This is a genomic window from Acidovorax sp. (assembly GCF_016783915.1).
Classification (GTDB): domain Bacteria; phylum Pseudomonadota; class Gammaproteobacteria; order Burkholderiales; family Burkholderiaceae_C; genus Acidovorax.
Genome location: NZ_JADHVT010000036.1, coordinates 1 through 24,458 on the forward strand (window position 1 = coordinate 1; position 24,458 = coordinate 24,458).

Below are 24,458 nucleotides of genomic sequence, written 5' to 3' on the forward strand. Positions count from 1 at the left end.
GTGCATCGATGTGTGCCCCACGCAGGCCATCATTGCGCCGCACCGCATCGACGCGCGCCGCTGCATCTCGTACCTCACCATCGAACACGCAGGGCCCATTCCAGTGGAGTTGCGCCCGCTGATGGGCAACCGCATCTATGGCTGTGACGACTGCCAGCTCATCTGCCCCTGGAACAAGTTTGCGCAGGTCAGCCGACTGCCCGACTTTGACGAGCGCAAGGGCCTGGCGGGCCAGCAGCTGGTGCACCTGTTTGCGTGGGATGAGGCCACGTTCCTGCGCATGACCGAGGGTGGCCCCATCCGGCGCATTGGCCATGAGCGCTGGCTGCGCAATGTGGCCGTGGCACTGGGCAATGCGCTGCATGCCACTGGCGACGAGACCTTGCGCGCGGCGCTGCAGTCACGCGCGGAGGACGCCAGCGCCCTGGTGCGTGAGCATGTGGCCTGGGCTCTGGATGCGGCTGGAGAGCGTTTGTGAACGAAATCGACCAGTAGCGCTAGTGCGATATGCCTTGGCAGCTATCAAAATGTGAGTAATAACCGCTGAGCCTGGGACTCACTGCTCCAGCAACCCCGTCTGCCGCAAGGTGCCAGCCAGCCCCTGGGCAAACTCGGCGTAACCGGCGGCGTTGGCATGGATCTGGTCTGACTTCAGCCGCTCTTGCGCCAGCACTCCCGACCAGCCCTTGGCATGCAGCGGGATCTTCAGTTCGCTGGCAACTTCTTCGTACAGCGGGTGATCGCTCAGTCGGCCAGCGGCCGCCAGTAGCGACAGCTCGGGCACGGCCACCAGCAGCACCTGGGCACCACTCGCTCGTGCCTCGGTGCAGATGCGCAGGATGTTGGCGCGCGCGGTGGCTGCACTCTGGCGCCGCAAAAAGTCATTGCCGCCAATGCCTACGATGACGAGCGCGGGCTGGTGCTTTTGCAGCAGGTCTGGCAGGCGCGCGAGCGCCTGGGCCGAGGTGTCGCCCGACACGCCCCCGTTGACCACCTTCCAGCCCGTCAGGCGCGCCAGCTCGGCGGGGTAGGCGGTGTCGGCCGACGCGCCCACGCCCGACGTGAGCGAGTCGCCCAGCGCCAGCACCGTGGCGCCTGCCGGGATGGCTTGGGCACGCGGCGGTTTGCGGCCGCAGGCGATCAGGCCGAACGCGGTGGTCAGGCTGGCGCCGAGCAGCAGCCTGCGGTTCAGGCCAAGGTTCATCGCAGCACCCCCAGAGCAAACGGTAGGCTCACGATGCCCAGCAAGGTGGACAGCGTGACCAGCCCCGCCACATAAGGCCCGTTGTAGCCCATGCGCGCCGCCAGCACATAGCAGGTCGATGCCGTGGGCAGCGCCGCAAAAGCCAGCAGCACGGTGGTCTGCACGGCATCGAGTCCGAATATGCGCGCCATGGAAAACGCCACCAGCGGCTGCACCAGGTGGCGGATGGCCAGTACCGACACGCTCAGCGTCTTGCCCCGTGTGAGCAGGCCAAACTGCAGCCCCGCCCCGGCTGCCATCAGGCCCAGCGCCAGCGACGCGGCGCTGATGCGGCTGACCGTGGGCACCGCCCATTCAGGGATCTGAAAACCCAGCAGATTGGCCACCAGCCCCGAGGCGGTGGCGATGATCAGCGGGTTGCGCAAGAGCTCGCGCGCAAAGCTGTGCTGCCCGTGCCGGGCCATGGGCCACACGGCGGCCACATTGAACAGGGGCACACACACACCGATCAGCACAGCAATCATCAACAGGCCCTGCGTGCCTGCCAGCCGCTCGGCAATCGCCAGGCCAATGAAGGAGTTGAAGCGGAACGCCACCTGCGCGCTGGCCGCGTGGTCGCGCACATCGATGCGCTTGCCCACCCAGGGCCAGTACGGCAGGCTGTAGGCCAGCCCGATGCCGATCACGCCCGACAGCATGCCCGCCCCGATCAGTCCCGACGCCGCGCCGATATCCATCGGGCTTTTGACAATGGACTGGAACAGCAGCACGGGGAACAGCAGGTAATACACCAGGCTCTCCACCGGCTGCCAGACCGAGCGGTTCAGGGCGGTGTACCGGCAGATCAGGTAGCCCAGGAAGATGAGTGAAAAGTCGGGGAGCAGCAGTTGGGCGTAGTTCACGCACCGAGAATACTTGATGCATGGCAAGCCGCTGGGCCACTGTTGGCGAGTCGGTGGGGGCAGAGGCTTTGCCGGTGCGCTCTGTTTTCAGGGTTAGCCCTTATGTGGAATCCGCAGGGTGGTTTGGCGCGCGTTGGGCATACCATCGGCGCTGTTTGTTGTTACCCCGCACGAAGGAGATTTCCATGCATCGTCGTCAATGGCTCGCGCTGACCGTCCTGGCAGCCGCCGCTGGATCGGCCGCCGCACAAGGCTACCCCAACAAGGTGATCCGACTGGTTGTGCCCTTTGCACCCGGTGGCACCACCGACATCATTGCGCGCGTGATCGCCGAGCCGCTGGGCCGCGTGCTCGGCCAGAGCGTGATCGTGGACAACAAGGCCGGTGGCGGCGGCATTGTGGGTGCTGCCGAGCTGGCCCGCGCCACGGCCGACGGCTACACGCTGGGCGTGGCCACGGTGTCCACCACCGCAGCCAACCCTGCCATCAACCCAAAGACGCCGTACAACCCGCTGACGGACTTCTCGCCCATCATCAACATCGCGGCCACGCCCAACATCATTGCGGTGAACCCTAGCTTCCCGGCCAAGGACTACAAGTCGTTCGTGGCGGAGTTGAAGAAGTCGCCCGGCAAGTATTCGTACTCGTCGTCCGGCACGGGCGGCATCGGCCACCTGCAGATGGAGCTGTACAAGAACCTCTCAGGCACCTTTGTGACCCATATCCCCTACCGGGGCGCGGGCCCGGCCTTGAACGACACTGTGGCCGGCCAGGTGCCCATGATTTTTGACAACCTGCCTTCGGCGCTGCCTTTCATCAAGGAAAACCGCTTGGTGCCCATCGTGGTGGCAGCGCCCCAGCGTGTGGCGGCCCTGCCCAATGTGCCCACCTTCAAGGAGTTGGGCCTGGAGCCGGTGAACCGCATGGCCTACTACGGCATCGTCGGACCCAAGGGTCTGCCCAAGGACGTGGTGGACAAGATCAATGCCGGTGTGCGCAAGGCCCTGGAAGACCCGGCCGTGAAAAAGCGCATTGAAGACACGGGCTCGCTCGTGATCGGCAACACGCCCGAGCAGTTTGCCGAGCAGATCAAGGCCGAGTTCGCTGTGTACAAGGATGTGGTCGTCAAGCAGAAGCTGACGCTGGAATAAGCAACACGGCTTCACTCTCAAGCCGCCCCACCAAGCCGCCCTATTTCCGGGCGGCTTTTTTGTGGGTGACGCTGGCGACAGGTGCGATACGTGCTATGGTTTTTGGATGCTCGCTCCCAGCCTGAATGCCATCGACACCTTTGTGGACGCCCTGTGGCTGGAGGATGGCCTGTCGCGCAACACGCTGGCCGCCTACCGGCGTGACCTGACGCTGTACGCACAGTGGCTGGCCGACCAGCAGCCCGCCCTGGCGCTGGACGACACGGCCGAGCACCACCTGCAGGGCTACTTTGCCGCCCGCCATGCGCAGACGCGCGCCACATCAGCCAACCGGCGCCTCACGGTGTTGCGCCGCTACTTTCATTGGGCGCTGCGCGAGCGACGCATCACCGCCGACCCCACGGTGCGGCTGCAGGCCGCACGACAGCCGCTGCGCGTGCCCAAGACCTTGTCGCAGGCGCAGGTGGAGGCGCTGCTGAACGCGCCCGACCTGGGCAACCCCCTGGGCCTGCGCGACCGCACCATGCTGGAGCTGATGTACGCCAGCGGCCTGCGCGTGACCGAGCTGGTCACGCTCAAGACCTTCCAGGTCGGTCTGAACGAAGGCGTGCTGCGCGTGATGGGCAAGGGCAGCAAGGAGCGCCTGGTGCCGTTTGGCGAAGAGGCGCGTGCCTGGCTGGAGCGCTATCTGAACGAGGCCCGCAGCGCCATCCTGGGTGGGCAGCAGACAGACGACCTGTTCGTGACCCAGCGCGGCAGTGGCATGACGCGGGTGATGTTCTGGGTCATCGTCAAAAAATGGGCGCAGGTGGCGGGCATCACGGTGCCGCTGTCGCCACACACGCTGCGCCACGCGTTTGCCACGCACCTGCTCAACCATGGCGCCGACCTGCGCGTGGTGCAGCTGCTACTGGGCCACGCCGACATCTCCACCACCACCATTTACACCCATGTGGCGCGCGAGCGGCTCAAGTCCCTGCATGCACAGCACCACCCGAGGGGCTAGGGTCCTTTACCGAAAATGGGGTTGGATGGTCCGCTTTCCGTTTTCTGCTTTTCGTTCTCTTTATCTCCGTTGACAAGAAAGTCCCGAATGAAGCAACTGATCGTTGGCGCCTGCCTGGCAGGCGCCACTGCGCTGGCCCTGGCGCAAACCTGGCCTACGGCCAAACCCATCCGCATCGTCGTGGCCTACCCGGCCGGAGGCGTGAGCGACAACATCGCCCGCGCGCTGGCTGACAAGCTGGCCGTGCAGCTGGGCACGCCTGTGGTCATTGAGAACAAGGCGGGAGCCAGCGGCAGCCTGGGTGTGGATGCCGTGGCCAAGTCGGCGCCGGACGGCTACACCTTTGGCTTTGCGGCGGTGAGCCCACTGGCACTCAATCCGCACCTGGGCAAGTCCCCCTTCGACCCGCAAAAGGACATCGCACCCGTGGTCAGCGTGATGTATTCGCCGGTGCTGCTGCTGGGTACGCCCGCAAGCCGTGCGACCGACTTCAAGGACCTGATCACCCGTGCGCGGGCTCAGCCCGGCACGGTGCGCTGGGCCACCTCAGGGCAGGCTTCGCTGGGCCACATCATGCTGGAGCAGATCCAGTCGGTGGCGCAGGTGCAGATCACGCACATTCCCTACAAGGGCGGCGGCCAGCAGATGAACGACGCGCTGGGCGGGCAGTTTGAGGTGTTATCGACCAACGCTGGGCCCGCCGTGCTGCAGCACATCCAGGCGGGCAAGCTCAAGCCGCTGGCGGTGGGGGCTCCAGCGCGACTGGATTCGCTGCCCCAGGTGCCCACGCTGGCCGAGCTGGGGCAGCCAGCAGCCAACCTGTCGTCCCTGTTTGGCCTCTATGCACCCGCGCAGACTCCCAAGACGGTCATCACACGCATCAACACCGAGGTGAACAAGGCCCTGGCCCTGCCGGACATCCGTGCCAAGCTCGATGCCACCGACAACGTGCCCACCGGTGGCACCACGGCCGAGTTCGTGCGCCAGATCGCGCTGGAGTTCGAGAACAACGCGCGCATCATCCGCGCTGCGGGCATCCAGGGCAACTGATCGGGGTGGGGCACCCCAGAAACGCCACAGGCCCTGACAAAGCAGGGCCTGTGGCGTTGGGGAGAGTGGAAGAACGAGGCTATTCTTCGTTCAGGGTCTCTGCCCATGTCAGCGCTTGCAGGTGGGCCCAGTTCACCTGGCGGTTGGACAGGTGCAGCGCATCGGCGTTCTTGGCAAAGGCCACTTCATCGCCGCTTTCGCAGGCCTTGGTCAAGTCCAGGAATGGTGCAAATACGCCGGTGCCACGCAGCAGGGCATCCATCACGGGTTCGGGCAGTGCCACGGACTCCAGGGCCTTTTCGAGTGGCACGCCCAGCATGGTGTCCAGCAGCGAGAACACGCCCACCACAAAGGCGTTGTCGCATTCTTCGGGAGGCAGCAGTTCAGCGGCCAACAGCTCCATCAGGCGCCCGCGCACCACGGCGGTCTGGCCCACGGCTGGTGGCGCTCCGCCTGCGCGCGAGGTGGTCATCAACAGAGCCGCCCAGCGGAACAGCTTTTTCAGGCCCAGGATCATCACTGCATGGCGGAACGATGTGATCTCGCACGACAGGCCAAAACCCGATGAGTTGATGAAACGCAGCAGGTTGAAAGACAGGGTGGGGTCTTTCTTGAGCAGGTCTTCGATCTCGGCCGTGCTCGCCTGTTTGCGCACCAGGTTGATGAGCTGGATGATGGTGGCCTGCGAGGGGCGAATGGTGGTGGCCTTGACCAGTGAAGGGCGAGCGAACCAGTAGCCCTGGAACAGCTTGACGCCCAGTCCGCGCATCAGCTCGTACTGCTCGGCGGTTTCCACCTTTTCTGCCACCAGCGTGGCCTTGCTGTGGGTGGTCGCAAATTTGACCAGGGGTGCTGCCAGCTCGGGCTTGAAGGCCTGCATATCGAGCTTGATGAAGGCAGCCATGGGCAGCCAGGTGGTGTAGGCGCGCTTGAGGGCCTGCTGGTCGAAAGCGAGGCGAAAGCCGCGCGTGCGCAGGGCCTCCAGCGTGGGCACGCGGCCTTCGATTTCTTCAGCAGTGGCGCTGTCGGGCAACGGGGGCACTTCGAGCACCACCTTTTCAGGGTGGATCAGCTCCAGATGGCCGCCCGAGAGGCTGTCATGGGTGCAGTTGATGAACACCGTCTTCTTGCCGACCAGTGCTTCGGTGCCCGCGTAAGACAGGGCATTGAACAGCAGGGCTGCATCGCTGGCTGCGGTGTGAGAGTCAGATGCGGTGGAGCGGTCGAACAGCTCGTAGCCATAGACCGCGCGGCTTTCGTCCACGATGGCCTGGCGCGCAATGATGGCAAGGTTCTCGTCCACGGGTTCGACCACAGGCACTGCGGCGTCCGGGGTGTCTTGTTCGGGTGTGCTCGACATGGGGTCCACTGAAATGAAGGGCTGTGCGGTCATTCTAGACCGCTGGGCATTGGCAGAGAATCAAAGTCTGACCACCGGCCACCAGGATGGCTGTGGCGCATGTCAATCGGTGATGTGGTCGGCCCAGGCAAGTGCCTGCAGGTGGGCAAAGTTGATCTGCTGGCTGGTCAGGTGCAGCAGGCCGGCGGTGCGGTCAAACACGGCGTCGTCGCTGGATTCGCAGGCCTCGGCCAGGGTCAGCAGATCGCCCAGGAAGCCTTCGCGCCGCAGCAGCGCGGCCGCCACGGGTTCAGGCACGTTGAGCAGGCCAATGGCCGACTCCATGGGCATGGACAGCATCACGTCCAGCAGCGAGAAGATGCCCACCACAAAGGCCTGATCGGCATCCTCGGGGGGCAGAGTCTCCAGCGCCAGCAGTTCCATCAGGCGCCCACGCACCACGGCGGTGTGGCCTACCGACGATGGCGTGCCGTTGTTGCGCGATGCGGTCAGCAGCAGCGCCGCCCAGCGGAACAGTTTCTTGAGGCCCATCAGCATCACGGCCTGGCGGAACGAGGTGATCTCGCGCGACAGGCCAAAACCGGCCGAATTGATGAGGCGCATCAGGTTGAAGGCCAGGCCGGCGTCCTTCTTGAGCACTTCTTCAATCTCGTCGGTGCTGGCCTGTTTGCGCACCTGGTTGATCAGCTCGATGATGCTGGCCTGCGACGGCGTGAGCAGCTTGGTCTCGACCAGAGAGGGGCGGGCAAACCAGTAGCCTTGGAACAGTTGCACCCCCTGGCTGGACACCATGTCGTACTGTTGGGCCGTCTCCACCTTCTCGGCGATCAGCTCTGCCTTGCTGTGGCGGCCCGCGTAGCTGATCAGCACCGCCAGCTGGTCGGCCGCTAGCACCGACAGGTCCAGCTTGATGTAATCCGCCAGCGGCAGCCACGGTGCATACGCCGACTGCAGCACTGTGTGGTTGAAGGCCAGGTGAAAGCCCCGGTCGCGCAACTCGGTCAGGATGGGCAGACGTGTGGCAACCTCTTCGGCGGCAGCATGGCCCAGCGGGGGGATCTCCAGCACCACCTTGTCCGGGTCCAGTAGCTCCAGGTGGCCGCCCGACAGGCTTTCATGGGTGCAGTTGACGAAGATCAGCTTCTTGCCCACCAGCTCCTCGGTGCCGGCGTGCGACAGGGCGGTGAATACCAGGATCACGTCGGTGGCGGCCGTGTGGGCGGCGCCGCTGCGCGAGCGGTTGAACAGCTCGTAGCCAACCACCACCTGCTGCGCGTTCACGATGGCTTGGCGCGCAATCATGGCGACCGACGACTGGTTGCCGGAAGGGGGCGCGGGGGGCGTGCCTGGGGGGAAGGCTTGGGTCATGGGCGTGTTCGTGAAATAGGGAGCGCTGGCCCGCTGGGGGCTTTGCCGAGAATTGTAGGAGCCATCGCATTCCCCTCAGGCCGTCATCAGGCTCTTCGTCATGGCGTGGGGCTCATGCCTGCTGCAGCCAGCGCAGCTCGGCGTCGCTGAAACCGGCGCTGCGTCGCGCCGACTCATTGAACGGTGGCTTCAGGCGGGGGGCTTCGTACCGCTGCACCAGCGCGCCGTAGAGGGTTTCCGGGTCCTGGCCCGCGCGCTCGCACAGCCAGCGGTACCAGTGGTTGCCGATGGCCACATGGCCCACTTCGTCGTGCAGGATCACGTCGAGGATGGCAACGGCGGCCAGGGCGTCTGGCGTGCCCACCTGGCGCAGCTTGGCCTGGATCTGCGGCGTGGCGTCGAGCCCTCGGGCTTCCAGCGTGCGCGGTACCAGGGCCATGCGGGCCAGCACATCGTGCCGGGTCTTCTCGCACATGGTCCACAGCCCCTGGTGGGCCGGAAAATCCCCATAGTCATGGCCCTGGCTGCGCAGGTGGTCGCGCAGCAGTCTGAAGTGCTTGGCCTCTTCGGCCGCTACGCGCATCCAGTCCTGGTAGTAGGTGCGGGGCATACCGTCAAAGCGCCACACGGCATCGAGCGCCAGGTTGATGGCGTTGAACTCGATGTGGGCTATCGCGTGGATGAGAATGGCCCGGCCCTCGGGGCTCGCGGGAGAGCGGCGTGCCACCTGGGTATGGCGCAGCAACAGGGGGCGTTCGGGGCGGCCAGGGAGGGCGTCTGGGTCGGCGGGAGCCGCAGGGGCGGCGTCTGCTATTGAAAGCGTAGCTGCCTGGGCATGCAGGTCAAGCGCTGCAGCCGCTTTTTGTTCGGGGTCTGCCAGGCACAAGACCTGCAGTGCACGGTGGCGAAGCTCCATCCTTACAATTCTAGGCCTTGCCATCGGCACCAAGGCTTGCGCTTTGTAACGATTGGCGACCTCTCAGGGCGCGCCGTGGCGTGCCGCTTCTTTTGTTTCAGCGGAGTAGGTGCATGGCAATTTACGAACTCGACGGTGTGGCTCCCCAAGTGGCGGCGTCGGCCTGGGTCGCCGACAGTGCGCAGGTGATGGGCAATGTGGTGCTGGGTGAAGACGCCAGCGTGTGGTTCGGCACCGTGGTGCGGGGCGACACCGAGAGCATCACCATTGGCGCAGGCTCCAACATCCAGGACGCAAGCGTGCTGCACGCTGACTTCGGCAAGCCCCTGGTGGTGGGCGAGCGCGTGACGGTGGGCCACCAGGTCATGCTGCACGGCTGCACCATCGGCGACGAGTCGCTGATCGGCATTGGTGCCGTGGTGCTCAATGGCGCCAAGATCGGCAAGAACTGCCTGGTGGGCGCCGGTGCGCTGGTCACCGAGGGCAAGGAGTTTCCCGATGGCTCCATGATCATTGGCAGCCCGGCCAAGGCTGTGCGTGAACTCACCCCTGAGCAGATCGAAGGCCTGCGCCAGAGCGCCCAGCACTACATCGACAATGCGCGCCGCTTTCAACGCGGCCTGCACAAAATCGGCTGAATGCCGCTCCATCGCGCTCGCTGCTGATTTTTTCTCCTGGAACCCCTGCGTGTCTGAACTCCACAAGTTTCTTTTCGATGGTCTGCCCGTGCGCGGCATGATCGTGCGCCTGACCGATGCCTGGACCGAGATCCTGAAGCGCCGCGCGGGCAACACCGCCACCGGTGCTTACCCCGCTCCCGTGAGCGAGTTGCTGGGCGAGATGGCTGCCGCCGGTGTGCTGATGCAGTCCAACATCAAGTTCAATGGCGCGCTGGTGCTGCAGGTGTTTGGTGATGGCCCTGTCAAACTGGCCGTGGTCGAGGTGCAGTCGGACCTGAGCCTGCGCGCCACCGCCACGGTGAATGGCGAGGTGCCCGACGGCACGCGCCTGTCCCAGATGGTCAACGTGGGCGGCGGCGGCCGCTGCGCCATCACGCTGGACCCCAAGGACCGACACCCCGGCCAGCAGCCCTACCAGGGGGTGGTGCCCCTGCACGGCGACCACCACGAAAAGCTGGAACGCCTGTCGGACGTGTTGCAGCATTACATGCTGCAGTCCGAGCAGCTCGACACCATCCTGGTGCTGGGCGCCAATGACCAGGTGGCTGCGGGCCTGTTGATCCAGCGCATGCCCATCAAGGGCGAGGGCAACCTGGCCGCCGGCCTCTCGCACCGTGAGAACGAAGACCAGATCGGCCACAACGAGGACTACAACCGCATCGCCCACCTGGCTGCCAGCCTGACCCGCGAAGAACTGCTGACGCTGGACGTGGACACCATCCTGCGCCGTCTGTTCTGGGAGGAAAAGCTGCTGCGCTTTGAACCCCAGCAGGGTGCCAGCGGCCCGCGTTTTGCCTGCACCTGCAGCCGCGAGCGCGTGAGCAACATGCTGCGCAACCTGGGCGCGGAAGAAGCTGAGAGCATCCTTGCCGAGCGCGATGACATCGAGGTGGGTTGCGAGTTCTGCGGCCAGCAGTACCGGTTTGACGCCGTGGATGCCGCGCAGATTTTTGTCTCGCCAGCGGTTGCGCAGCCCCCCGGGCCCACAGGCATCCAGTAGCCGTCCGGAGTCTCCATCGGGCGCGGTGGTCGGCTGACCATCGTTGACAATCGCCCCCGCCATCCACGCCTAAGATTCCTGGGTCACCATGCAGCAGCACCTGCCGCTGCTTGGGGCCGTTGCACCAGGTCTGACCGCAAGGCCTGTGTGTGTGTTCATGCGACCGCAGCGGGTCGCGCAGGAATCTACCGAGGTGTGTCATGGAGTTTCTTCGCCGCGTTCTGGGGGGGCACCGAGCCAGTCCGGCTGCGCACCCGCTGGCGCTGTACGACAGCGAGGCCGCGCCAGACTCGCGGCGTGCCGATACCTTGCTCGCTGCGCTGGACATCGACGCAGCCATCAATGCCCATGAGCGCTGGAAAGACCGCCTGATGGATTACCTGGAGGGTCGTACCTCCGTCGGGCTGGACCCGGCGCTGGTGCGCCGCTCTGACCGCAGTGCGCTGGGCCGCTGGCTGCACGGCGTAGGCGGCGAGTTGCTGGGCGACCAGCCGGCCTACCCGTTGCTGGTGGCACGCTATCAATACTTTCACGAGCAGGCCGCCACACTGGTGGAACTGGCCCAGCAGGGCGAATGGGACCGGGCCGTGCAGGTGCTCAACGGCGGTTACCGCTATGGCTCCAGCCAGGTGGTGTTGCTACTCAAGGAGCTCAAGCGCGGTCTGGTGTGACATCGGGTGCTGATGGGGTGTCCCGCTGCTCGACGAGCGCGGTGAACAGCCGGTGCTCGCAGGTGGGGTCGCTGCACTTCTCGCAGTTCCAGGCGCGCAGCCGGGTGGTTCTTGGCGCATTTTCAGTGTCCCATTCAGCCCTCGCGCTAGTGGAATATGCCTGGGGTGCTATCTTCTGTATAGCAATGAGTGCATTGCGGATACGCTGCTCGCCAGCGCCATACACCACGCGGTAGGGGACCGCTGCAGCCGCCAGGGCGGCGCGCAACTGGGTGTCGAGGGCCTCCTGTGCAGCCCGCTCCTCGGCGGGGCAGGGTTGGTCCAGTCCCATCAGCAGAGTCAATGCCACTGCGTCGGCGCCTGTGTGCTGTGCGGGCAGCGGGCTGGCCAGGTGAGGGTGGTGCAGCGTGATGTGTACCGAGCCTGGGGTGATCTGCTGATACAGCGCCTGGGCCAATGCTGCCACACCCGTGTGGGGGGCGCCCAGCAGGGCAATCAGGGGTGGTGGGGGAGAAGGCTGCTGCACGGAGATGAAGGAAGACGCAGCCCCCGGTAATGTCTGCGTTATGGGTGTGGACGGCGTGGGATATCGCAACGCGGCGGCATGGCCCCGCGCGGCAGATCAACGGGGCGTGAACTGCACGTACACCTCGTTGGGCTTGACCATGCCCAGCTCGCTGCGCGCCTTTTCTTCCACCATGTCCAGGCCTTCCTTGAGGTCATGCACCTCCGAGGTCAGCCGCGCATTCACCTGGCGGGCCTGCTCATTGGCCGCCTTCTGCACATCAATCTGCCGCTGCATCGCATTGACGCGCGGCACGCTGCCACGCCCCAGCCAAAGCTGGGCGTGCAGCGCTGCCAGCAAGGCCAGCAGGATGACGGGGACGATGCGGGAGACCAACGGAGGGCTCGCTCAGGCGAGGGCTGCCAGGGCTCAGCGCAGGTTGTAGAACGCAGCGCGGCCGGGGTACTGAGCGATGTCGCCCAGGTCTTCTTCGATGCGCAGCAGCTGGTTGTACTTGGCGATGCGGTCGGAGCGCGACAGCGAGCCGGTCTTGATCTGGCCCGCATTGGTGCCCACGGCGATGTCGGCAATGGTGCTGTCTTCGGTTTCGCCCGAGCGGTGCGAGATCACGGCGGTGTAGCCTGCGCGCTTGGCCATCTCGATGGCAGCAAAGGTTTCGGTCAGCGTACCGATCTGGTTGATCTTGATGAGGATCGAGTTGGCGATGCGCTTGTCGATACCTTCCTTCAGGATCTTGGTGTTGGTCACGAACAGGTCGTCACCCACCAGCTGCACCTTGTCGCCCAAGCGTTCGGTCAGGTGCTTCCAGCCGTCCCAGTCGCCTTCATGCATGCCGTCTTCAATGCTGATGATGGGGTACTTGTCAACCCATGCCGCCAGCATGTCGGTCCATTGCTGGGCGGTGAGCTTGAGGCCGCCTTCGCCTTCCAGCACATAGTGGCCGTCCTTGTAGAACTCGCTTGCGGCGCAGTCCAGGCCCAGGGCGATCTGCTCGCCTGCCGTGTAGCCAGCGGCTTCGATGGCCTGCAGGATGAGGCGGATGGCCGCTTCGTGGTTTTCAACGCTGGGGGCAAAGCCGCCTTCGTCGCCCACAGCAGTGCTGATGCCCTTGTCATGCAGGATCTTCTTCAGGGCGTGGAACACTTCGGCGCCCCAGCGCACGGCTTCGCGGAACGTGGGAGCACCCACGGGGATGATCATGAACTCCTGCAGGTCCAGGCTGTTGTTGGCGTGTGCGCCGCCGTTGATCACGTTCATCATGGGCACGGGCAATTGCACGCTGCCCATGCCGCCCAGATAACGGTACAGGGGCAGGCCAGACTCTTCGGCCGCAGCGCGGGCCACAGCCATGGACACGGCCAGCATCGCGTTGGCGCCCAGGCGGCTCTTGTTCTCTGTGCCATCGAGGTCGATCAGGGTCTTGTCCAGGAAAGCCTGCTCGGAGGCATCCAGGCCCAGCACGGCTTCGCTGATCTCGGTGTTGATGTATTCCACCGCTTTGAGCACGCCCTTGCCCAGGTAACGGCCCTTGTCGCCGTCGCGCATTTCAATGGCTTCGCGGCTGCCGGTGGATGCGCCCGAAGGCACAGCGGCCCGGCCCATCACGCCCGATTCGAGCAACACGTCGCATTCGACGGTGGGGTTGCCGCGGCTGTCCAGAATTTCGCGACCGACGATGTCAACGATGGCACTCATGGTTTTCCTTTTGCAGAAGTTTTAGATCAAATCATGCTCTGGTGCAGGTGATATATGCGCCAGCAGCTATCAATTAGTGAGCAAGTATCGCGGGTGCGTTCAGCGTTCAGACGCCTTCGACGCAGACCATGCGCATGATGGCTGCGCCTTCGCGAGCGGCCTTGGCTTTCTGGTACTCGGGTGTGTCGTAGAAGGCGCGCGCCGCCTCGAAACTGGGGAACTTGAGCAGCACAGTGCGGCCGGGGTTCCAGTCGCCCTCCAGCACTTCCACCTTGCCGCCGCGAATGCACACCTCGGCGCCATGCGCCTGCATGGCCAGGGTGCTCCACTTTTTGTACTCTTCGTACTGCTCAGGGTTGGTGACGGTGACGGATGCGATGACGTAACCACTGCTCATGTCTCAGGCTCCAAAGTTGTTTTCGAGAAATCCGCTTTTCTTGGTGATGTCGTCCAGCGCCACCAAGGTCTCCAGCAGCGCCTTCATGTGCTTGAGCGGTACGGCGTTGGGGCCGTCCGACCAGGCTTCAGCGGGCCGGGGGTGAGTTTCCATGAACAGGCCCGCCACACCCGCGGCCACACCCGCGCGTGCCAGCACGGGCACCATGTCGCGCGCGCCACCACTCACGGCACCCAGGCCGCCGGGCTTTTGCACCGAGTGGGTCACGTCGAACACCACGGGAGCGCCCGAGTTGCGCATCTCGGCCAGACTGGTCATGTCGGCCACGAGGTTGTTGTAGCCAAAGCTCACGCCGCGCTCGCAGGCCAGAAACCGGTCTTCCGAAAGTCCGACCTCGGCCGCTGCAGAGCGTGCCTTGTCAATGACGTTCTTCATGTCCCAGGGCGCCAGGAATTGGCCCTTTTTGATATTCACTGGCTTGCCGCTTTGTGCCACCGCACGAATGAAATCCGTTTGGCGGCACAGGAAGGCAGGGGTCTGCAGCACGTCCACCACACTGGCCACCTCGGCCACGTGCGAGGTGTCGTGCACGTCGGTCAGGATCGGCAGCTGCAGCTGGCGGCGCACTTCATCGAGGATCTTCAGGCCCGCATCCAACCCCACGCCGCGCTTGCTGGTGCCGGAGGATCGGTTCGCCTTGTCGAATGAGCCCTTGTAGATCAAGGGAATGCCCAAAGCCGTGCAGGCTTCCTTGAGCTGGCCCGCGACATCGAGCGACATCTCCAGACTTTCGATGGAGCAGGTGCCCGCGATCAAAAAGAAACGTTGGTCCAGGCCGACGTTGAATCCGCACAGCTGCATGGTGGGGTTCCCTTATGCTTTTTTCGCGGCTTGCTGGTGTTCCACGGCGGCCTTGATGAAGGCGTTGAACAGCGGGTGGCCGTTCCAGGGCGTGGACTTGAACTCGGGGTGGAACTGCACGCCGATGTACCAGGGGTGCACGGTTTGCGGCAGCTCCACGATTTCGGTGAGTTCTTCACGCTGCGTCAGCGCGGAGATCACCAGGCCCGCCTTGCGCAGCTGGTCCAGGTAGTTCACGTTGGCTTCGTAGCGGTGGCGGTGGCGCTCGGTCACCACATCGCCGTAGATGCTGTGGGCCAGCGTGTTCTTGGCCACATCCGAGCTTTGAGCGCCCAGGCGCATGGTGCCGCCGAGGTCGGAGTTTTCATCGCGCTTCTTGATGGTGCCGTCCGCGTCCTTCCACTCGGTGATCAGTGCGATCACGGGGTGGGGCGTGCTGGGGTCGAACTCAGTGCTGTTGGCGTGGGCCAGGCCCGCCACATGGCGCGCATATTCGATGGTGGCTACCTGCATGCCCAGGCAGATGCCCAGGTAAGGCACCTTGCGCTCGCGGGCAAACTGGGCCGTGGCGATCTTGCCTTCCACACCACGCTGGCCGAAGCCACCGGGCACCAGGATAGCGTCGTACTTGGCCAGCTTGGCGGCGGCGTCGGCGCTGTCGATGGTCTCGGAATCGACATGGTCGATCTTCACGCGCACATGGTTGCGCATGCCCGCGTGGCGCAGGGCCTCGTTGACCGACTTGTAGCTGTCCGACAGGTCCACATACTTGCCCACCATGGCGATGGTGACTTCGCCCTGGGGGTGTTCGGTTTCATACACCAGGTCGTCCCAGCGCTTGAGGCTGGTGGGCGGGGTGTTCAGGCGCAGCTTGTCGCAGATGAGGCCGTCGAGGCCCTGTTCGTGCAACATCCGGGGCACCTTGTAGATGGTGTCCACATCCCACATGCTGATCACGCCCCATTCGGGCACGTTGGTGAACAGCGAGATCTTGGCGCGCTCTTCTTCAGGGATGCGACGGTCGGCGCGGCACAGCAGCGCATCGGCCTGGATACCGATCTCGCGCAGCTTCTGCACGGTGTGCTGGGTGGGCTTGGTCTTGAGCTCGCCCGCTGCCGCAATCCAGGGCAGGTAGGTCAGGTGCACGAAGGCGGCGTTGTTGGGCCCCATGCGCAGGCTCATCTGGCGCACGGCTTCCAGGAAAGGCAGCGATTCGATGTCGCCCACGGTGCCGCCGATTTCGACAATGGCCACATCCACGGCATCGGGCGTGCCGATGCCGGCGCCGCGCTTGATGAATTCCTGGATTTCGTTGGTGACGTGGGGAATGACCTGCACGGTCTTGCCCAGGTAGTCGCCGCGACGTTCCTTCTCCAGCACGGACTGGTAAATCTTGCCCGTGGTGAAGTTGTTGGTTTTCTTCATGCGCGTTTCGATGAAACGCTCATAGTGGCCCAGATCCAGGTCGGTTTCTGCGCCGTCGTCGGTCACGAACACCTCGCCGTGCTGGAACGGCGACATGGTGCCCGGGTCTACGTTGATGTAGGGGTCAAGCTTGATGAGGGTGACTTTGAGTCCCCGCGATTCGAGGATCGCGGCAAGGGAGGCTGAGGCGATTCCCTTACCGAGGGAAGACACCACACCGCCGGTGACGAAGACAAATTTGGTCATGTCTTTTTTGGTGGTGGGAAATTGGGATTATAGATGGCGCCCCGGCGACACCCCCGGGGGCAGGGTCACCCCCGTCTGCTAAATTCGACCCATGAATGAGCTTGCTGGCAAACACATTGTTCTGGGTCTGAGTGGGGGCGTGGCTTGCTACAAGGCAGCCGATCTGTGCCGCCAGCTCATCAAGGAGGGCGCCACCGTGCAGGTGGTGATGACCGAGGCGGCCGAGCAGTTCATTACCCCGGTCACCATGCAGGCCCTCTCTGGCCGCGCGGTGTATGGCTCGCAATGGGATGCGCGCGAGCCCAACAACATGCCCCACATCAACCTCAGCCGCGAGGCGGATGCAATCCTGATTGCGCCCTGTAGCGCGGACTTTATTGCGCGTCTGGTGCAGGGCCGGGCGGACGAGTTGCTCAGCCTGATGTGCCTTGCGCGCCCGGCAGGGCGCGTGCCATTGCTGCTGGCCCCCGCCATGAACCGCGAAATGTGGGCCCACCCTGCCACGCAGCGCAACCTGGCCCAGGTGGCGCAGGATGGTGCGGTGGTGCTGGGCGTGGGCAACGGTGACCAGGCCTGTGGCGAGACGGGCGATGGCCGCATGTTGGAGCCCCTGGAGTTGCTGGACGAGCTGATCGCTTTTTTCACGCCCAAGACCCTCGCTGGCCGGTCGGTGCTCGTCACGGCAGGGCCCACGTTTGAAGCCATCGACCCGGTGCGCGGCATTACCAACCTGTCGAGTGGAAAGATGGGCTTTGCCATAGCCCGTGCGGCCCGTGAGGCGGGGGCAGATGTCACCCTGGTTGCAGGGCCGGTGCATGTGCCAACGCCACGCGGTGTTCGGCGCGTCAATGTGCAGTCTGCCCAGGAGATGCTGGCAGCAGTAGAGCGGCATGTGCAGACCGCCTCGGTGTTCATTGCCACGGCCGCTGTGGCCGACTGGCGCCCCGCTCATCAGTCCGACCAGAAGATCAAAAAGGACGGATCGGGTCAGCCCCCGTCGCTGGAATTTATGGAGAACCCTGACATCCTGGCCACGGTGGCTCGGTCGTCGCATGCGCTGGAGGGTGACCTTTTTTGCGTGGGTTTTGCGGCTGAAAGCCATGACCTGCTCAACCATGCCACGGCAAAAAGAGCGCGCAAGGGGGTACCGCTGCTGGTGGGCAATATTGGCCCGGCCACCTTTGGGCAGGACGACAACGCCTTGCTGCTGGTGGATGCACAGGGCCACCGCGAGCTGCCCCGCGCGTCCAAGCGTGTGCTGGCGCAGCAGCTCATCGCAGAGGTTGCCGCGCGTTTGCCACCTTTGCGTTTTTGACGACCACCACCGTGGGGAGGTGTGATGACAACTGGTGCCACCAAACCTGATTGGGACACGCCTCCCGATGGCGATTTTGCGGCCTATGTGGAGCGCCTGACAACCCAGGCGCCTTTGCAAAAAGCCCGAGCGGCCCAGGCAAGCGCTGCAGCCACCAATGGGGCTGTTCGGCCACCCAAGGCCAATGCGCCAGCGACTTCAGCGTCCCAGGCCCTGCCGCCCGACTTGCTGCAGTTGATGCTGCCGCTGGCGGGCGCTTTGCGCACGGTGCGGGCGGTGTTGCTGCTGATGATGGTGTTGCATGGCATTGCGCTGCTCCTGCTGAGCCAGGGCTCGCTGCCGGGCCTGGTGATCATGGGTGTGGTGTGGTGGGGACTGGGTTGGCTGATGCAATCGGCTGTGCAGGCTGGGGGCGCTCAGGCCCCTGGCGTGCGTGCAGGGGTGGAATCGTTGCAGGAGCGTCTGCGACAAGTGGCGCAGCAGCGCAGTGGTACAGGAACAGGAAAGAAAAAACCGTGAAGATTGACGTCAAGATTCTCGATCCGCGCATGGCGGACCAATTGCCCACCTACGCTACGCCCGGCAGCGCGGGGTTGGACCTGCGTGCCTGTCTCGATGCGCCGCTGACCCTGCAGCCCAATGCCTGGCAGCTGGTGCCCACGGGAATTGCGATCTACCTGGAAGACCCCGGCTACGCCGCGCTGATTCTGCCGCGCTCGGGTCTGGGTCATAAGCATGGCATCGTGCTGGGTAACCTGGTGGGGTTGATCGACAGCGACTACCAGGGGCAGCTCATGGTGAGCGCCTGGAACCGCAGCAACGTGGCTTTCACTCTGGAGCCCATGGAGCGGTTGGCCCAGCTGGTGATTGTTCCGGTGGTGCAGGCCCAGTTCAACATCGTTACCGAGTTTGCAGCCACGCAGCGGGGCGAGGGCGGGTACGGCTCCACGGGCAAGTCCTGACGCGCACCGACTGATGGCTTGGTGCCTAGGGGCTGCGTAGCCGGTTTGTAAGAATCCGCTTACGTTTCGATGGGTCTGTTACCGACATGCCCATGGCCCCTGTGTCTACGCTACGGCATCCTCAGGCGTTGTTCCAATCTGCACATGGGCATTGAGCTGGGATCCTTCTTGATTCTCTTGCCAATGCTTAGCCCGACAACTTCAGGAGATTGAACATGCAATTCCACCGTCCTCTCGCCCTCGTGGGCACCGTGGTTCTGGTTGCTTCGCTGGCCGCTTGCGGCCACAGCCGCCCCGCACCCGCGCCGCAGTATTCCGGTGGCTATTCCAGTGGTTACCAGACGGCTCCTGCTTATCCGCAGAATCAGGCGGACACGGAATATGGCCGCGTTTCCAACATTGAGGTCCTGCAAGGTCGTAGCCAAGGCCAGACCACCGGCACCGGTGCCGTTCTGGGCGCCGTGGTGGGTGGCGTGCTGGGCAACCAAGTGGGCAAGGGCACGGGCCGCGCCGCAGCCACTGCGGTAGGCGTTCTGGGCGGTGCAGTGGCTGGCAACGCCATCGAGGGACGCAACAACCAGGAATACGTGCAGGGATACCGGCTGTCTGTGCAACTGGACCAAGGTGGCTACCGCGTGTACGACGTGAGCAGCCCGGGTGACCTGCGCATCGGCGACCGCGTGCGTCTATACAACGGCCAGATCTCGCGCATGTGATCTGATCGACACCACAAAAAACGGGCGCCCCGATTTGATTCGGGGCGCCCGTTTTGCTTTTAGAACAGGTTCTTAGGGAGATCAGTGCAGCAACGAGCTGCCTGGCGCCTGGGGCTGAACGCGGAAGAAGCCGGTTCCTGCCGTGCCACGTCCAATCTCCTCTTCAGTGGCCTCGCGCACGGCCTCCACAGTCAGTTGCAGGCGCAGCGCGATGCCAGCCAGCGGATGGTTGCCGTCGAGCACGATATGTTCTGGGTAGATCTCGGCCACGGTGTACAGGGCCGTGCGGGGGGCATCGGGGTTGCAGCCCTCGGGCAGTGCCATGCCGTCGAAGGTCATGCCTTCTTCAATTTCGGCGGGGAAGAGTGCGCGGGGTTCCAGAAACAGCAATTGGTCGTTGAAGTCACCGAAAGCGTCCTCGGGTTCGAGGTGCAGCGCCAGCGAGGCACCGGGGCCATGGCCTTGCAGGGCCTCTTCGATGCGGGGCAGAAGATCATCACCGCCCACCAGAAACTCCACGGGTTCATCGAGTACGTCGAGTTCTTCGCCCAGGGTGTCTTTCAGGGTCCAGGTCAGTGCGACCACACATTGTTGGGTAATTTCCATAGGAGAATTGTCGCAGTTTGACCAACGGCCCCGCAAAAGGGCAACACTTTCCCCATGGACATCCAGCAACCCCTGGCCCTGCTCGGCGGCCTTACTCCCGCGCAATTCATGCGCCGCCACTGGCAGAAGAAGCCTCTGTTGGTGCGCCAGGCCATCCCACAGTTTGCGCCGCCGGTGTTGCGGGCCGAGCTGTTTGCGCTGGCGGGGCAGGAGGGCGTGGAGTCCCGCCTGGTGCAACAGGTCAAAGGCGCCTGGAAACTGCGCCATGGGCCCTTCAACCGCCGGGCACTGCCCGCGTTGCAGCAGCCGGACTGGACGCTGCTTGTACAGGGCGTGGACTTGCACAACGACGCGGTGCATGCACTGATGCAGCAGTTTCGCTTTGTGCCCGAGGCGCGGCTGGATGACCTCATGATCAGCTACGCCAGCAATGGCGGTGGCGTAGGGCCCCATTTCGACAGTTATGACGTCTTTTTGCTTCAGGCGCACGGCAAGCGGCGCTGGCGCATCGGGCGCCAAAAGGATCTGTCGCTGCGCGACGGCATTCCTCTGAAGGTGCTGGCCCAGTTCGAGCCTGAGGAGGAGTTTGTGCTGGAGCCGGGTGACATGCTGTACCTGCCCCCGCGTTATGCCCACGACGGTATCGCCGAAGGCGAGTGCATGACCTACTCCATTGGTTTTTGCGCTCCAGCCCGCGCCGAGCTGGCGCAAGAACTGCTGGTGCGTCTGGCGGAAGATGCCGGGGAGGACGACCACCCGTTGCTGTACCGCGATGCCGGACAGGACGCGGTGGCGCAGCCGGCGCATATTCCTGCAGGGCTGCAGGACTTTGCGCGTGAGGCGCTGTCGCGCGCGCTGGCCCAGCCCCTGGTGCTGGAACGCGCCCTGGGCGAGTACCTGACCGAGCCCAAGCCCAGCGTGTGGTTTGAGCCTGGCGACCCCAAGGTGATGCTGGAAGGAGTGCGGCTGGACCGCAAGAGCCGCATGATGTACGACGCACAGCACATCTTCATCAACGGCGAAAGCTACCGCGCAGCAGGGCGCGACGCCACGCTGATGCGGCGCCTGGCCGATGAGCGCCAACTGTCGGCACGCGATCTGGCACGGGCCAGCGACGACGCGCTGGAGCTGCTTTCGTCGTGGTGCGATGCGGGCTGGGCCCATGCCTGGGCCGGCTGAGACTGACCAGGAGCCAGTGATGACCGACACAGCAACCCTCTCCGCCGAGCCTTTGCGTGACTTGCCCAGTGGGCGATTCAGCGGGCGTGAGGCGTTTCAGCAACTGGTGCGCGACGCCATTGCAACGGCGGCGCGGGACGGCTGGCAAGAGATTTTCATCAGCGATGCCCATTTTCATGACTGGCCCTTGGGCGAGCGTGCCGTGGTCGAGGCCTTGCAGGATTGGGCCCGCAGCGGCAGGCGCTTCACCATGCTGGCTTGCAGCTACGACGACGTGATCCGCCGCCACGCCCGCTTTGTGCGCTGGCGCGGCACCTGGGACCACATCATCACCTGCCGCCGCAGCCCGACCGCCGACCCGCTGGACCTGCCGAGCGCGCTGTGGTCGCCGCAATGGGTGCTGCACCGGCTCGATCCCGACCGCTGCGTGGGGGTTACGGGCAGCGAGCCCGACCGCCGGGTATTGCTGCGTGAGTCTCTCAACGAGTGGGTGCGCAGCAAGAGTGCACCAGGCTTTCCCTCGACCACACTGGGGTTGTAGCCACAGGCTCCATCGGGGTTGCGCCCGTTGGAGGGGCACCACGCGGCGGGCTCGCCCGGCGAGATACTGCGCAAAGTCAAGCTGGCGTAAAGCTTTCGTCAGTGTTAGTCAGTATTGACTAAATACCAATATAATCTGCGGCTGTGCCCAAAAAGGTGCAACCAAGTGCATTGTGCCAATGCGTGCATGGGCTCAGGAAGCCTGACGCCGTGGCTTTTCAAGATTCTGTCTGTCCAAATAGGAAAATCGAAATGAAGAACTCTCTCGTTCTGGCCGCCCTGATCGCTGCTGCTGCACTCGCCGCTTGTGGCAAGAAGGAAGAACCCGCTCCAGCACCCGCTCCCGTGGAAGCCCCTGCCGCAGCACCTGCTCCCGCCGCCGAGCCAGCAGCTCCTGCCGCTTCCGACGCTGCTGCTCCTGCCGCCGCTGCACCTGCTGCTGACGCTTCTGCTCCTGCCGCTGACGCTGCCAAGGCTGCTGCTGACGCTGCTGCCACCGCCGCTACCGGCGCTTCCGCAGCCAAGTAAATCGCTGCAGGCTCTGGGCTGACCTCATGGTTGGCCTGTGCCACGGCCCCGCACCGCAAGGTCCGGGGCTTTTTTTATGTGCTCCGCGAGGGTTATTCACTTCACTGCTGTGCGGTCCATGCCATTGGTCATCCATTGCTCACACTGAACCACTCTGTCCCCTCGGTGGGGCTGGCAACCTGGATGTCGTCATCGGCCCAGCCCAGTGCGGCGGCGAGTGTTTGCCGGGCCAGGTGGGGTAGGTTGTTTTGCGCGCTCAGGTGCGCTGCCACCACGCGCTGCAGGCCGCCATGCTGCACGGCGCGCAGGATCTCCGCTGTTGCCGAGTTGGCCAGGTGGCCATACAGTCCGCCCACGCGGCGTTTCAGAAACGGCGGGTAGCGGGACGCGGCCAGCATGTCGGGGTCGTGGTTGGCCTCGATCATCAGGGCGTGGCATCCCTGCAGCTGCTGCAGTACGTGGGCGCTGGCGTGGCCCAGGTCGGTCAGCACGCCCAGGTGTGCCGCCCCGTCGGAGCAGCGCAGCTGCAGGGGCTCACGGGCATCGTGGGGCACGGTGAACGGCCTAGCTTCGAAGGCGCCCATGTCAATGGCTTCCATGTCGCGCGCCACCCGCAGCAAGCCGTCCAAGTCTGGCGACCCCAGGGCTGCATAGGTGCCTTCGCTCATCCACACGGGGATACGAAAGCGCAGTGCCAGTGTCTGCGCACAGCCGATGTGGTCCGAGTGTTCGTGGGTGATGAAGAGGGCGTCCAGATCTTTCACCTGCAGCTGCGCTTGCGCCAGACGGGCTTGCAGCTGCCGGATGCCGAGCCCGCAATCGATCAGGAGGCGGCGAACCTGGCTGCCACTGCGGCCTTCGACGACCGTGGCATTGCCGGTGCTGCCGCTGCCCAGGTTTTTGAATCGAAGCATGGCGGGGCGAAAGGGTGGGTTTGTGGCGGCCCAAAAAACCAGAGCCACCGTCCACCAGAAGGCAGAGGGGGCTCCGGCTGTGGGTGGCGGCCTGCGGCCGGCTTTTATTTCAGGTCGTCAGCAATCACGCGCACGATGCGCTCAGCATTGGCCGAGGACTCGGGGGCGCCAGCCTCATTGAGCACCGACACCGTGGTCGATTCACCCTGGCTGCGCACCACAATGCGGTACTTGAGCGGAGGCGTTGCGGCCGCAGAGCTGAACAGCTTGCTGAAGAAGCCGGGCTCCTTCTTCTCCACATTGGGCGCCACGTAGCGCACGAAGTAGGTGCCTTCGTTGCGGTTGCGGTCTTCCACCGTAAAACCGGTACGGTCCAGGGCCAGGCCCACGCGGCGCCATGACCGGTCAAAGCCCTCGTCCAGCTGCACCACCGGCACATTGTTGACCGTGGCCATGCGTGCTGACTGGGCGCGCGCTGCGGGCGCTGCGGCAACGGCCTTGGATTGCTCCTGGCTCACGCCCAGCTTGACCATCAGGCGGCGCAGGAATTCGGTTTCGAGTTCCGGATCGGACGGGCGGGGCTGCCAGACGGTGCTGTCCTTGGTGACGTTGCCATAGACCTCGATCATTCCGCGGTGGGTGATGTAGATCTCGGTGCTGCCGTTGGCATTGCGTTCCAGCCGGGTGCGGAACTTGTCCCGCTCGCCGGTCGAGTACAGGGACTCCATCAGCTTGCCGATGGTGGATCGGATGAAATCCTGGGGCAGTTTGGCGCGGTTCTCCGCCCAGTCGGTTTCCATGATGCCCACATTCGCATCCGCCTGGGCCAGCGTGAAGCCGCTTTCCTGCCAGAAGTCACGCACGGGTTCCCACAGCTTGTCGGCGGGGCGGTTGACCACCAGCCAGCGCTGGCTGCCATCGCGCTCGATCCGCACATCGCCCAGCTGCAGTGCGGCTGCATTGGCCGTGCCCGATGGCTGTGCGGCTTGGCCGGCCTGCATGGCGGCGGCAGACACCGAGCCGCCTGGCATGGCGTAGCGTGAGTCGCGTGACAGCTGGGTGAGGTCTGGGGGGACTTCCAGCGACGAGCCCTTGGCGGCGCTCTTGTAGTCGATCTTGTCGCCCTCCAGAATGCTGGTGGAGCAGGCGGACAGGGCCATGACAAGAGCCAGAAGGCTCAGGCGGGTGGTAGCAGCTTTCACGCGGAAATCCTTGGGAAGTGTCTCGGGAAGCGGGCGCA

The 24,458-nt window shown here is 64.4% G+C and carries 28 protein-coding genes; 14 read left to right on the forward strand and 14 right to left on the reverse strand.

Features of this window, described 5'->3' with window-relative positions:
* Positions 1-478: tRNA epoxyqueuosine(34) reductase QueG (gene queG, locus ISS20_RS09475; protein ID WP_291435977.1), on the forward strand; the 478-nt coding region annotated here is incomplete at its 5' end.
* 78 nt (positions 479-556) lie between these two features.
* Here the strand turns inward: queG and ISS20_RS09480 are convergent.
* Positions 557-1,204 (reverse strand): GDSL-type esterase/lipase family protein, encoded by a 648-nt coding sequence (locus ISS20_RS09480; RefSeq protein WP_291435978.1) that lies wholly within the window; start codon positions 1,202-1,204, stop codon positions 557-559.
* A complete protein-coding gene (locus ISS20_RS09485) occupies positions 1,201-2,106 on the reverse strand; it encodes an AEC family transporter (RefSeq protein WP_291435979.1) in 906 nt (301 codons plus the stop codon). Before ISS20_RS09485 ends, ISS20_RS09480 begins: the two co-directional genes overlap by 4 nt.
* Positions 2,107-2,291: 185 nt before the next feature.
* Here ISS20_RS09485 and ISS20_RS09490 point away from each other — a divergent pair, with 185 nt between their 5' ends.
* From ISS20_RS09490 to ISS20_RS09500, 3 genes are all read left to right on the forward strand, one after another.
* The gene (locus ISS20_RS09490; RefSeq protein WP_056640033.1) at positions 2,292-3,257 is read left to right on the forward strand and encodes a tripartite tricarboxylate transporter substrate binding protein BugE; all 966 of its coding nucleotides are present in this window, start codon (positions 2,292-2,294) and stop codon (positions 3,255-3,257) included.
* A gap of 106 nt (positions 3,258-3,363) precedes the next feature.
* Positions 3,364-4,263: a site-specific tyrosine recombinase XerD gene (gene xerD / locus ISS20_RS09495; protein WP_291435981.1), complete on the forward strand. Its 900-nt coding sequence runs from the start codon at positions 3,364-3,366 to the stop codon at positions 4,261-4,263.
* Positions 4,264-4,350: 87 nt separating this feature from the next.
* Entirely contained in the window at positions 4,351-5,313 is a 963-nt protein-coding gene (locus tag ISS20_RS09500) for a tripartite tricarboxylate transporter substrate binding protein (protein ID WP_291435983.1), read from the forward strand.
* Positions 5,314-5,392: 79 nt separating this feature from the next.
* On the opposite strand, the gene ISS20_RS09505 is transcribed toward ISS20_RS09500, so the two are convergent.
* From ISS20_RS09505 to ISS20_RS09515, 3 genes are all read right to left on the reverse strand, one after another.
* On the reverse strand, positions 5,393-6,673 hold the full coding sequence (locus ISS20_RS09505; RefSeq protein ID WP_291435984.1) for an HDOD domain-containing protein: 1,281 nt from the start codon (positions 6,671-6,673) through the stop codon (positions 5,393-5,395).
* Between the two features lie 102 nt (positions 6,674-6,775).
* On the reverse strand, positions 6,776-8,041 hold the full coding sequence (locus ISS20_RS09510) for an HDOD domain-containing protein (protein ID WP_291435986.1): 1,266 nt from the start codon (positions 8,039-8,041) through the stop codon (positions 6,776-6,778).
* A 112-nt stretch (positions 8,042-8,153) separates the two neighbouring features.
* The gene (locus ISS20_RS09515) at positions 8,154-8,957 is read right to left on the reverse strand and encodes a ferritin-like domain-containing protein (protein WP_291435988.1); all 804 of its coding nucleotides are present in this window, start codon (positions 8,955-8,957) and stop codon (positions 8,154-8,156) included.
* Positions 8,958-9,070: 113 nt separating this feature from the next.
* On the opposite strand from ISS20_RS09515, the gene ISS20_RS09520 reads away from it, so the two are divergent.
* The 3 genes from ISS20_RS09520 (at position 9,071) to ISS20_RS09530 (ending at position 11,308) form a co-directional block, all read left to right on the forward strand.
* Positions 9,071-9,595: a gamma carbonic anhydrase family protein gene (locus ISS20_RS09520; RefSeq protein WP_291435990.1), complete on the forward strand. Its 525-nt coding sequence runs from the start codon at positions 9,071-9,073 to the stop codon at positions 9,593-9,595.
* 49 nt (positions 9,596-9,644) lie between these two features.
* A complete protein-coding gene (locus tag ISS20_RS09525; protein WP_291435991.1) occupies positions 9,645-10,637 on the forward strand; it encodes an Hsp33 family molecular chaperone HslO in 993 nt (330 codons plus the stop codon).
* Positions 10,638-10,837: 200 nt separating this feature from the next.
* Positions 10,838-11,308 carry a CZB domain-containing protein gene (locus tag ISS20_RS09530; RefSeq protein WP_291435993.1) on the forward strand — a complete coding sequence of 157 codons (471 nt, stop codon included), beginning with the start codon at positions 10,838-10,840 and terminating at the stop codon, positions 11,306-11,308.
* Here the strand turns inward: ISS20_RS09530 and ISS20_RS09535 are convergent.
* From ISS20_RS09535 to ISS20_RS09560, 6 genes are all read right to left on the reverse strand, one after another.
* A complete protein-coding gene (locus ISS20_RS09535; RefSeq protein WP_291435995.1) occupies positions 11,289-11,834 on the reverse strand; it encodes a hypothetical protein in 546 nt (181 codons plus the stop codon). The genes ISS20_RS09530 and ISS20_RS09535 overlap by 20 nt on opposite strands.
* A 96-nt stretch (positions 11,835-11,930) precedes the next feature.
* Positions 11,931-12,209, reverse strand: a complete 279-nt coding sequence (locus ISS20_RS09540) for a septum formation initiator family protein (RefSeq protein WP_015013327.1) — start codon at positions 12,207-12,209, stop codon at positions 11,931-11,933.
* 33 nt (positions 12,210-12,242) lie between these two features.
* A complete protein-coding gene (eno, locus tag ISS20_RS09545; RefSeq protein WP_291435998.1) occupies positions 12,243-13,529 on the reverse strand; it encodes a phosphopyruvate hydratase in 1,287 nt (428 codons plus the stop codon).
* A gap of 106 nt (positions 13,530-13,635) precedes the next feature.
* Positions 13,636-13,926 (reverse strand): DUF1330 domain-containing protein, encoded by a 291-nt coding sequence (locus tag ISS20_RS09550; RefSeq protein WP_056640013.1) that lies wholly within the window; start codon positions 13,924-13,926, stop codon positions 13,636-13,638.
* Between the two features lie 3 nt (positions 13,927-13,929).
* Positions 13,930-14,787 (reverse strand): 3-deoxy-8-phosphooctulonate synthase, encoded by an 858-nt coding sequence (kdsA, locus tag ISS20_RS09555; RefSeq protein ID WP_291436001.1) that lies wholly within the window; start codon positions 14,785-14,787, stop codon positions 13,930-13,932.
* A gap of 12 nt (positions 14,788-14,799) precedes the next feature.
* Positions 14,800-16,458, reverse strand: a complete 1,659-nt coding sequence (locus ISS20_RS09560; RefSeq protein WP_291436002.1) for a CTP synthase — start codon at positions 16,456-16,458, stop codon at positions 14,800-14,802.
* A gap of 91 nt (positions 16,459-16,549) precedes the next feature.
* Between ISS20_RS09560 and coaBC the strand changes: the two genes are divergently transcribed.
* From coaBC to ISS20_RS09580, 4 genes are all read left to right on the forward strand, one after another.
* Positions 16,550-17,773, forward strand: coding sequence for a bifunctional phosphopantothenoylcysteine decarboxylase/phosphopantothenate--cysteine ligase CoaBC (gene coaBC, locus ISS20_RS09565; RefSeq protein ID WP_291436003.1), 1,224 nt, complete (start codon positions 16,550-16,552; stop codon positions 17,771-17,773).
* A 24-nt stretch (positions 17,774-17,797) separates the two neighbouring features.
* Entirely contained in the window at positions 17,798-18,292 is a 495-nt protein-coding gene (locus ISS20_RS09570) for a hypothetical protein (RefSeq protein ID WP_291436005.1), read from the forward strand.
* Positions 18,289-18,735: a dUTP diphosphatase gene (dut, locus tag ISS20_RS09575; RefSeq protein ID WP_291436007.1), complete on the forward strand. Its 447-nt coding sequence runs from the start codon at positions 18,289-18,291 to the stop codon at positions 18,733-18,735. The genes ISS20_RS09570 and dut overlap by 4 nt, the downstream gene beginning before the upstream one ends.
* Before the next feature lie 215 nt (positions 18,736-18,950).
* Positions 18,951-19,451, forward strand: a complete 501-nt coding sequence (locus ISS20_RS09580) for a glycine zipper 2TM domain-containing protein (RefSeq protein ID WP_291436009.1) — start codon at positions 18,951-18,953, stop codon at positions 19,449-19,451.
* An 81-nt stretch (positions 19,452-19,532) separates the two neighbouring features.
* On the opposite strand, the gene ISS20_RS09585 is transcribed toward ISS20_RS09580, so the two are convergent.
* On the reverse strand, positions 19,533-20,057 hold the full coding sequence (locus ISS20_RS09585) for a peptidylprolyl isomerase (RefSeq protein ID WP_146871156.1): 525 nt from the start codon (positions 20,055-20,057) through the stop codon (positions 19,533-19,535).
* Positions 20,058-20,111: 54 nt separating this feature from the next.
* Between ISS20_RS09585 and ISS20_RS09590 the strand changes: the two genes are divergently transcribed.
* The 3 genes from ISS20_RS09590 (at position 20,112) to ISS20_RS09600 (ending at position 22,304) form a co-directional block, all read left to right on the forward strand.
* Positions 20,112-21,236 (forward strand): cupin domain-containing protein, encoded by a 1,125-nt coding sequence (locus tag ISS20_RS09590; RefSeq protein ID WP_291436011.1) that lies wholly within the window; start codon positions 20,112-20,114, stop codon positions 21,234-21,236.
* A gap of 19 nt (positions 21,237-21,255) precedes the next feature.
* Positions 21,256-21,777 (forward strand): hypothetical protein, encoded by a 522-nt coding sequence (locus ISS20_RS09595; RefSeq protein WP_291436013.1) that lies wholly within the window; start codon positions 21,256-21,258, stop codon positions 21,775-21,777.
* A gap of 251 nt (positions 21,778-22,028) precedes the next feature.
* Positions 22,029-22,304 carry a hypothetical protein gene (locus ISS20_RS09600; RefSeq protein WP_082522412.1) on the forward strand — a complete coding sequence of 92 codons (276 nt, stop codon included), beginning with the start codon at positions 22,029-22,031 and terminating at the stop codon, positions 22,302-22,304.
* A gap of 128 nt (positions 22,305-22,432) precedes the next feature.
* Here the strand turns inward: ISS20_RS09600 and ISS20_RS09605 are convergent, their stop codons facing one another.
* Positions 22,433-23,218, reverse strand: a complete 786-nt coding sequence (locus ISS20_RS09605; protein WP_291436015.1) for an MBL fold metallo-hydrolase — start codon at positions 23,216-23,218, stop codon at positions 22,433-22,435.
* 104 nt (positions 23,219-23,322) lie between these two features.
* A complete protein-coding gene (gene bamC, locus ISS20_RS09610) occupies positions 23,323-24,420 on the reverse strand; it encodes an outer membrane protein assembly factor BamC (protein ID WP_291436016.1) in 1,098 nt (365 codons plus the stop codon).
* Positions 24,421-24,458: the final 38 nt, after the last annotated feature.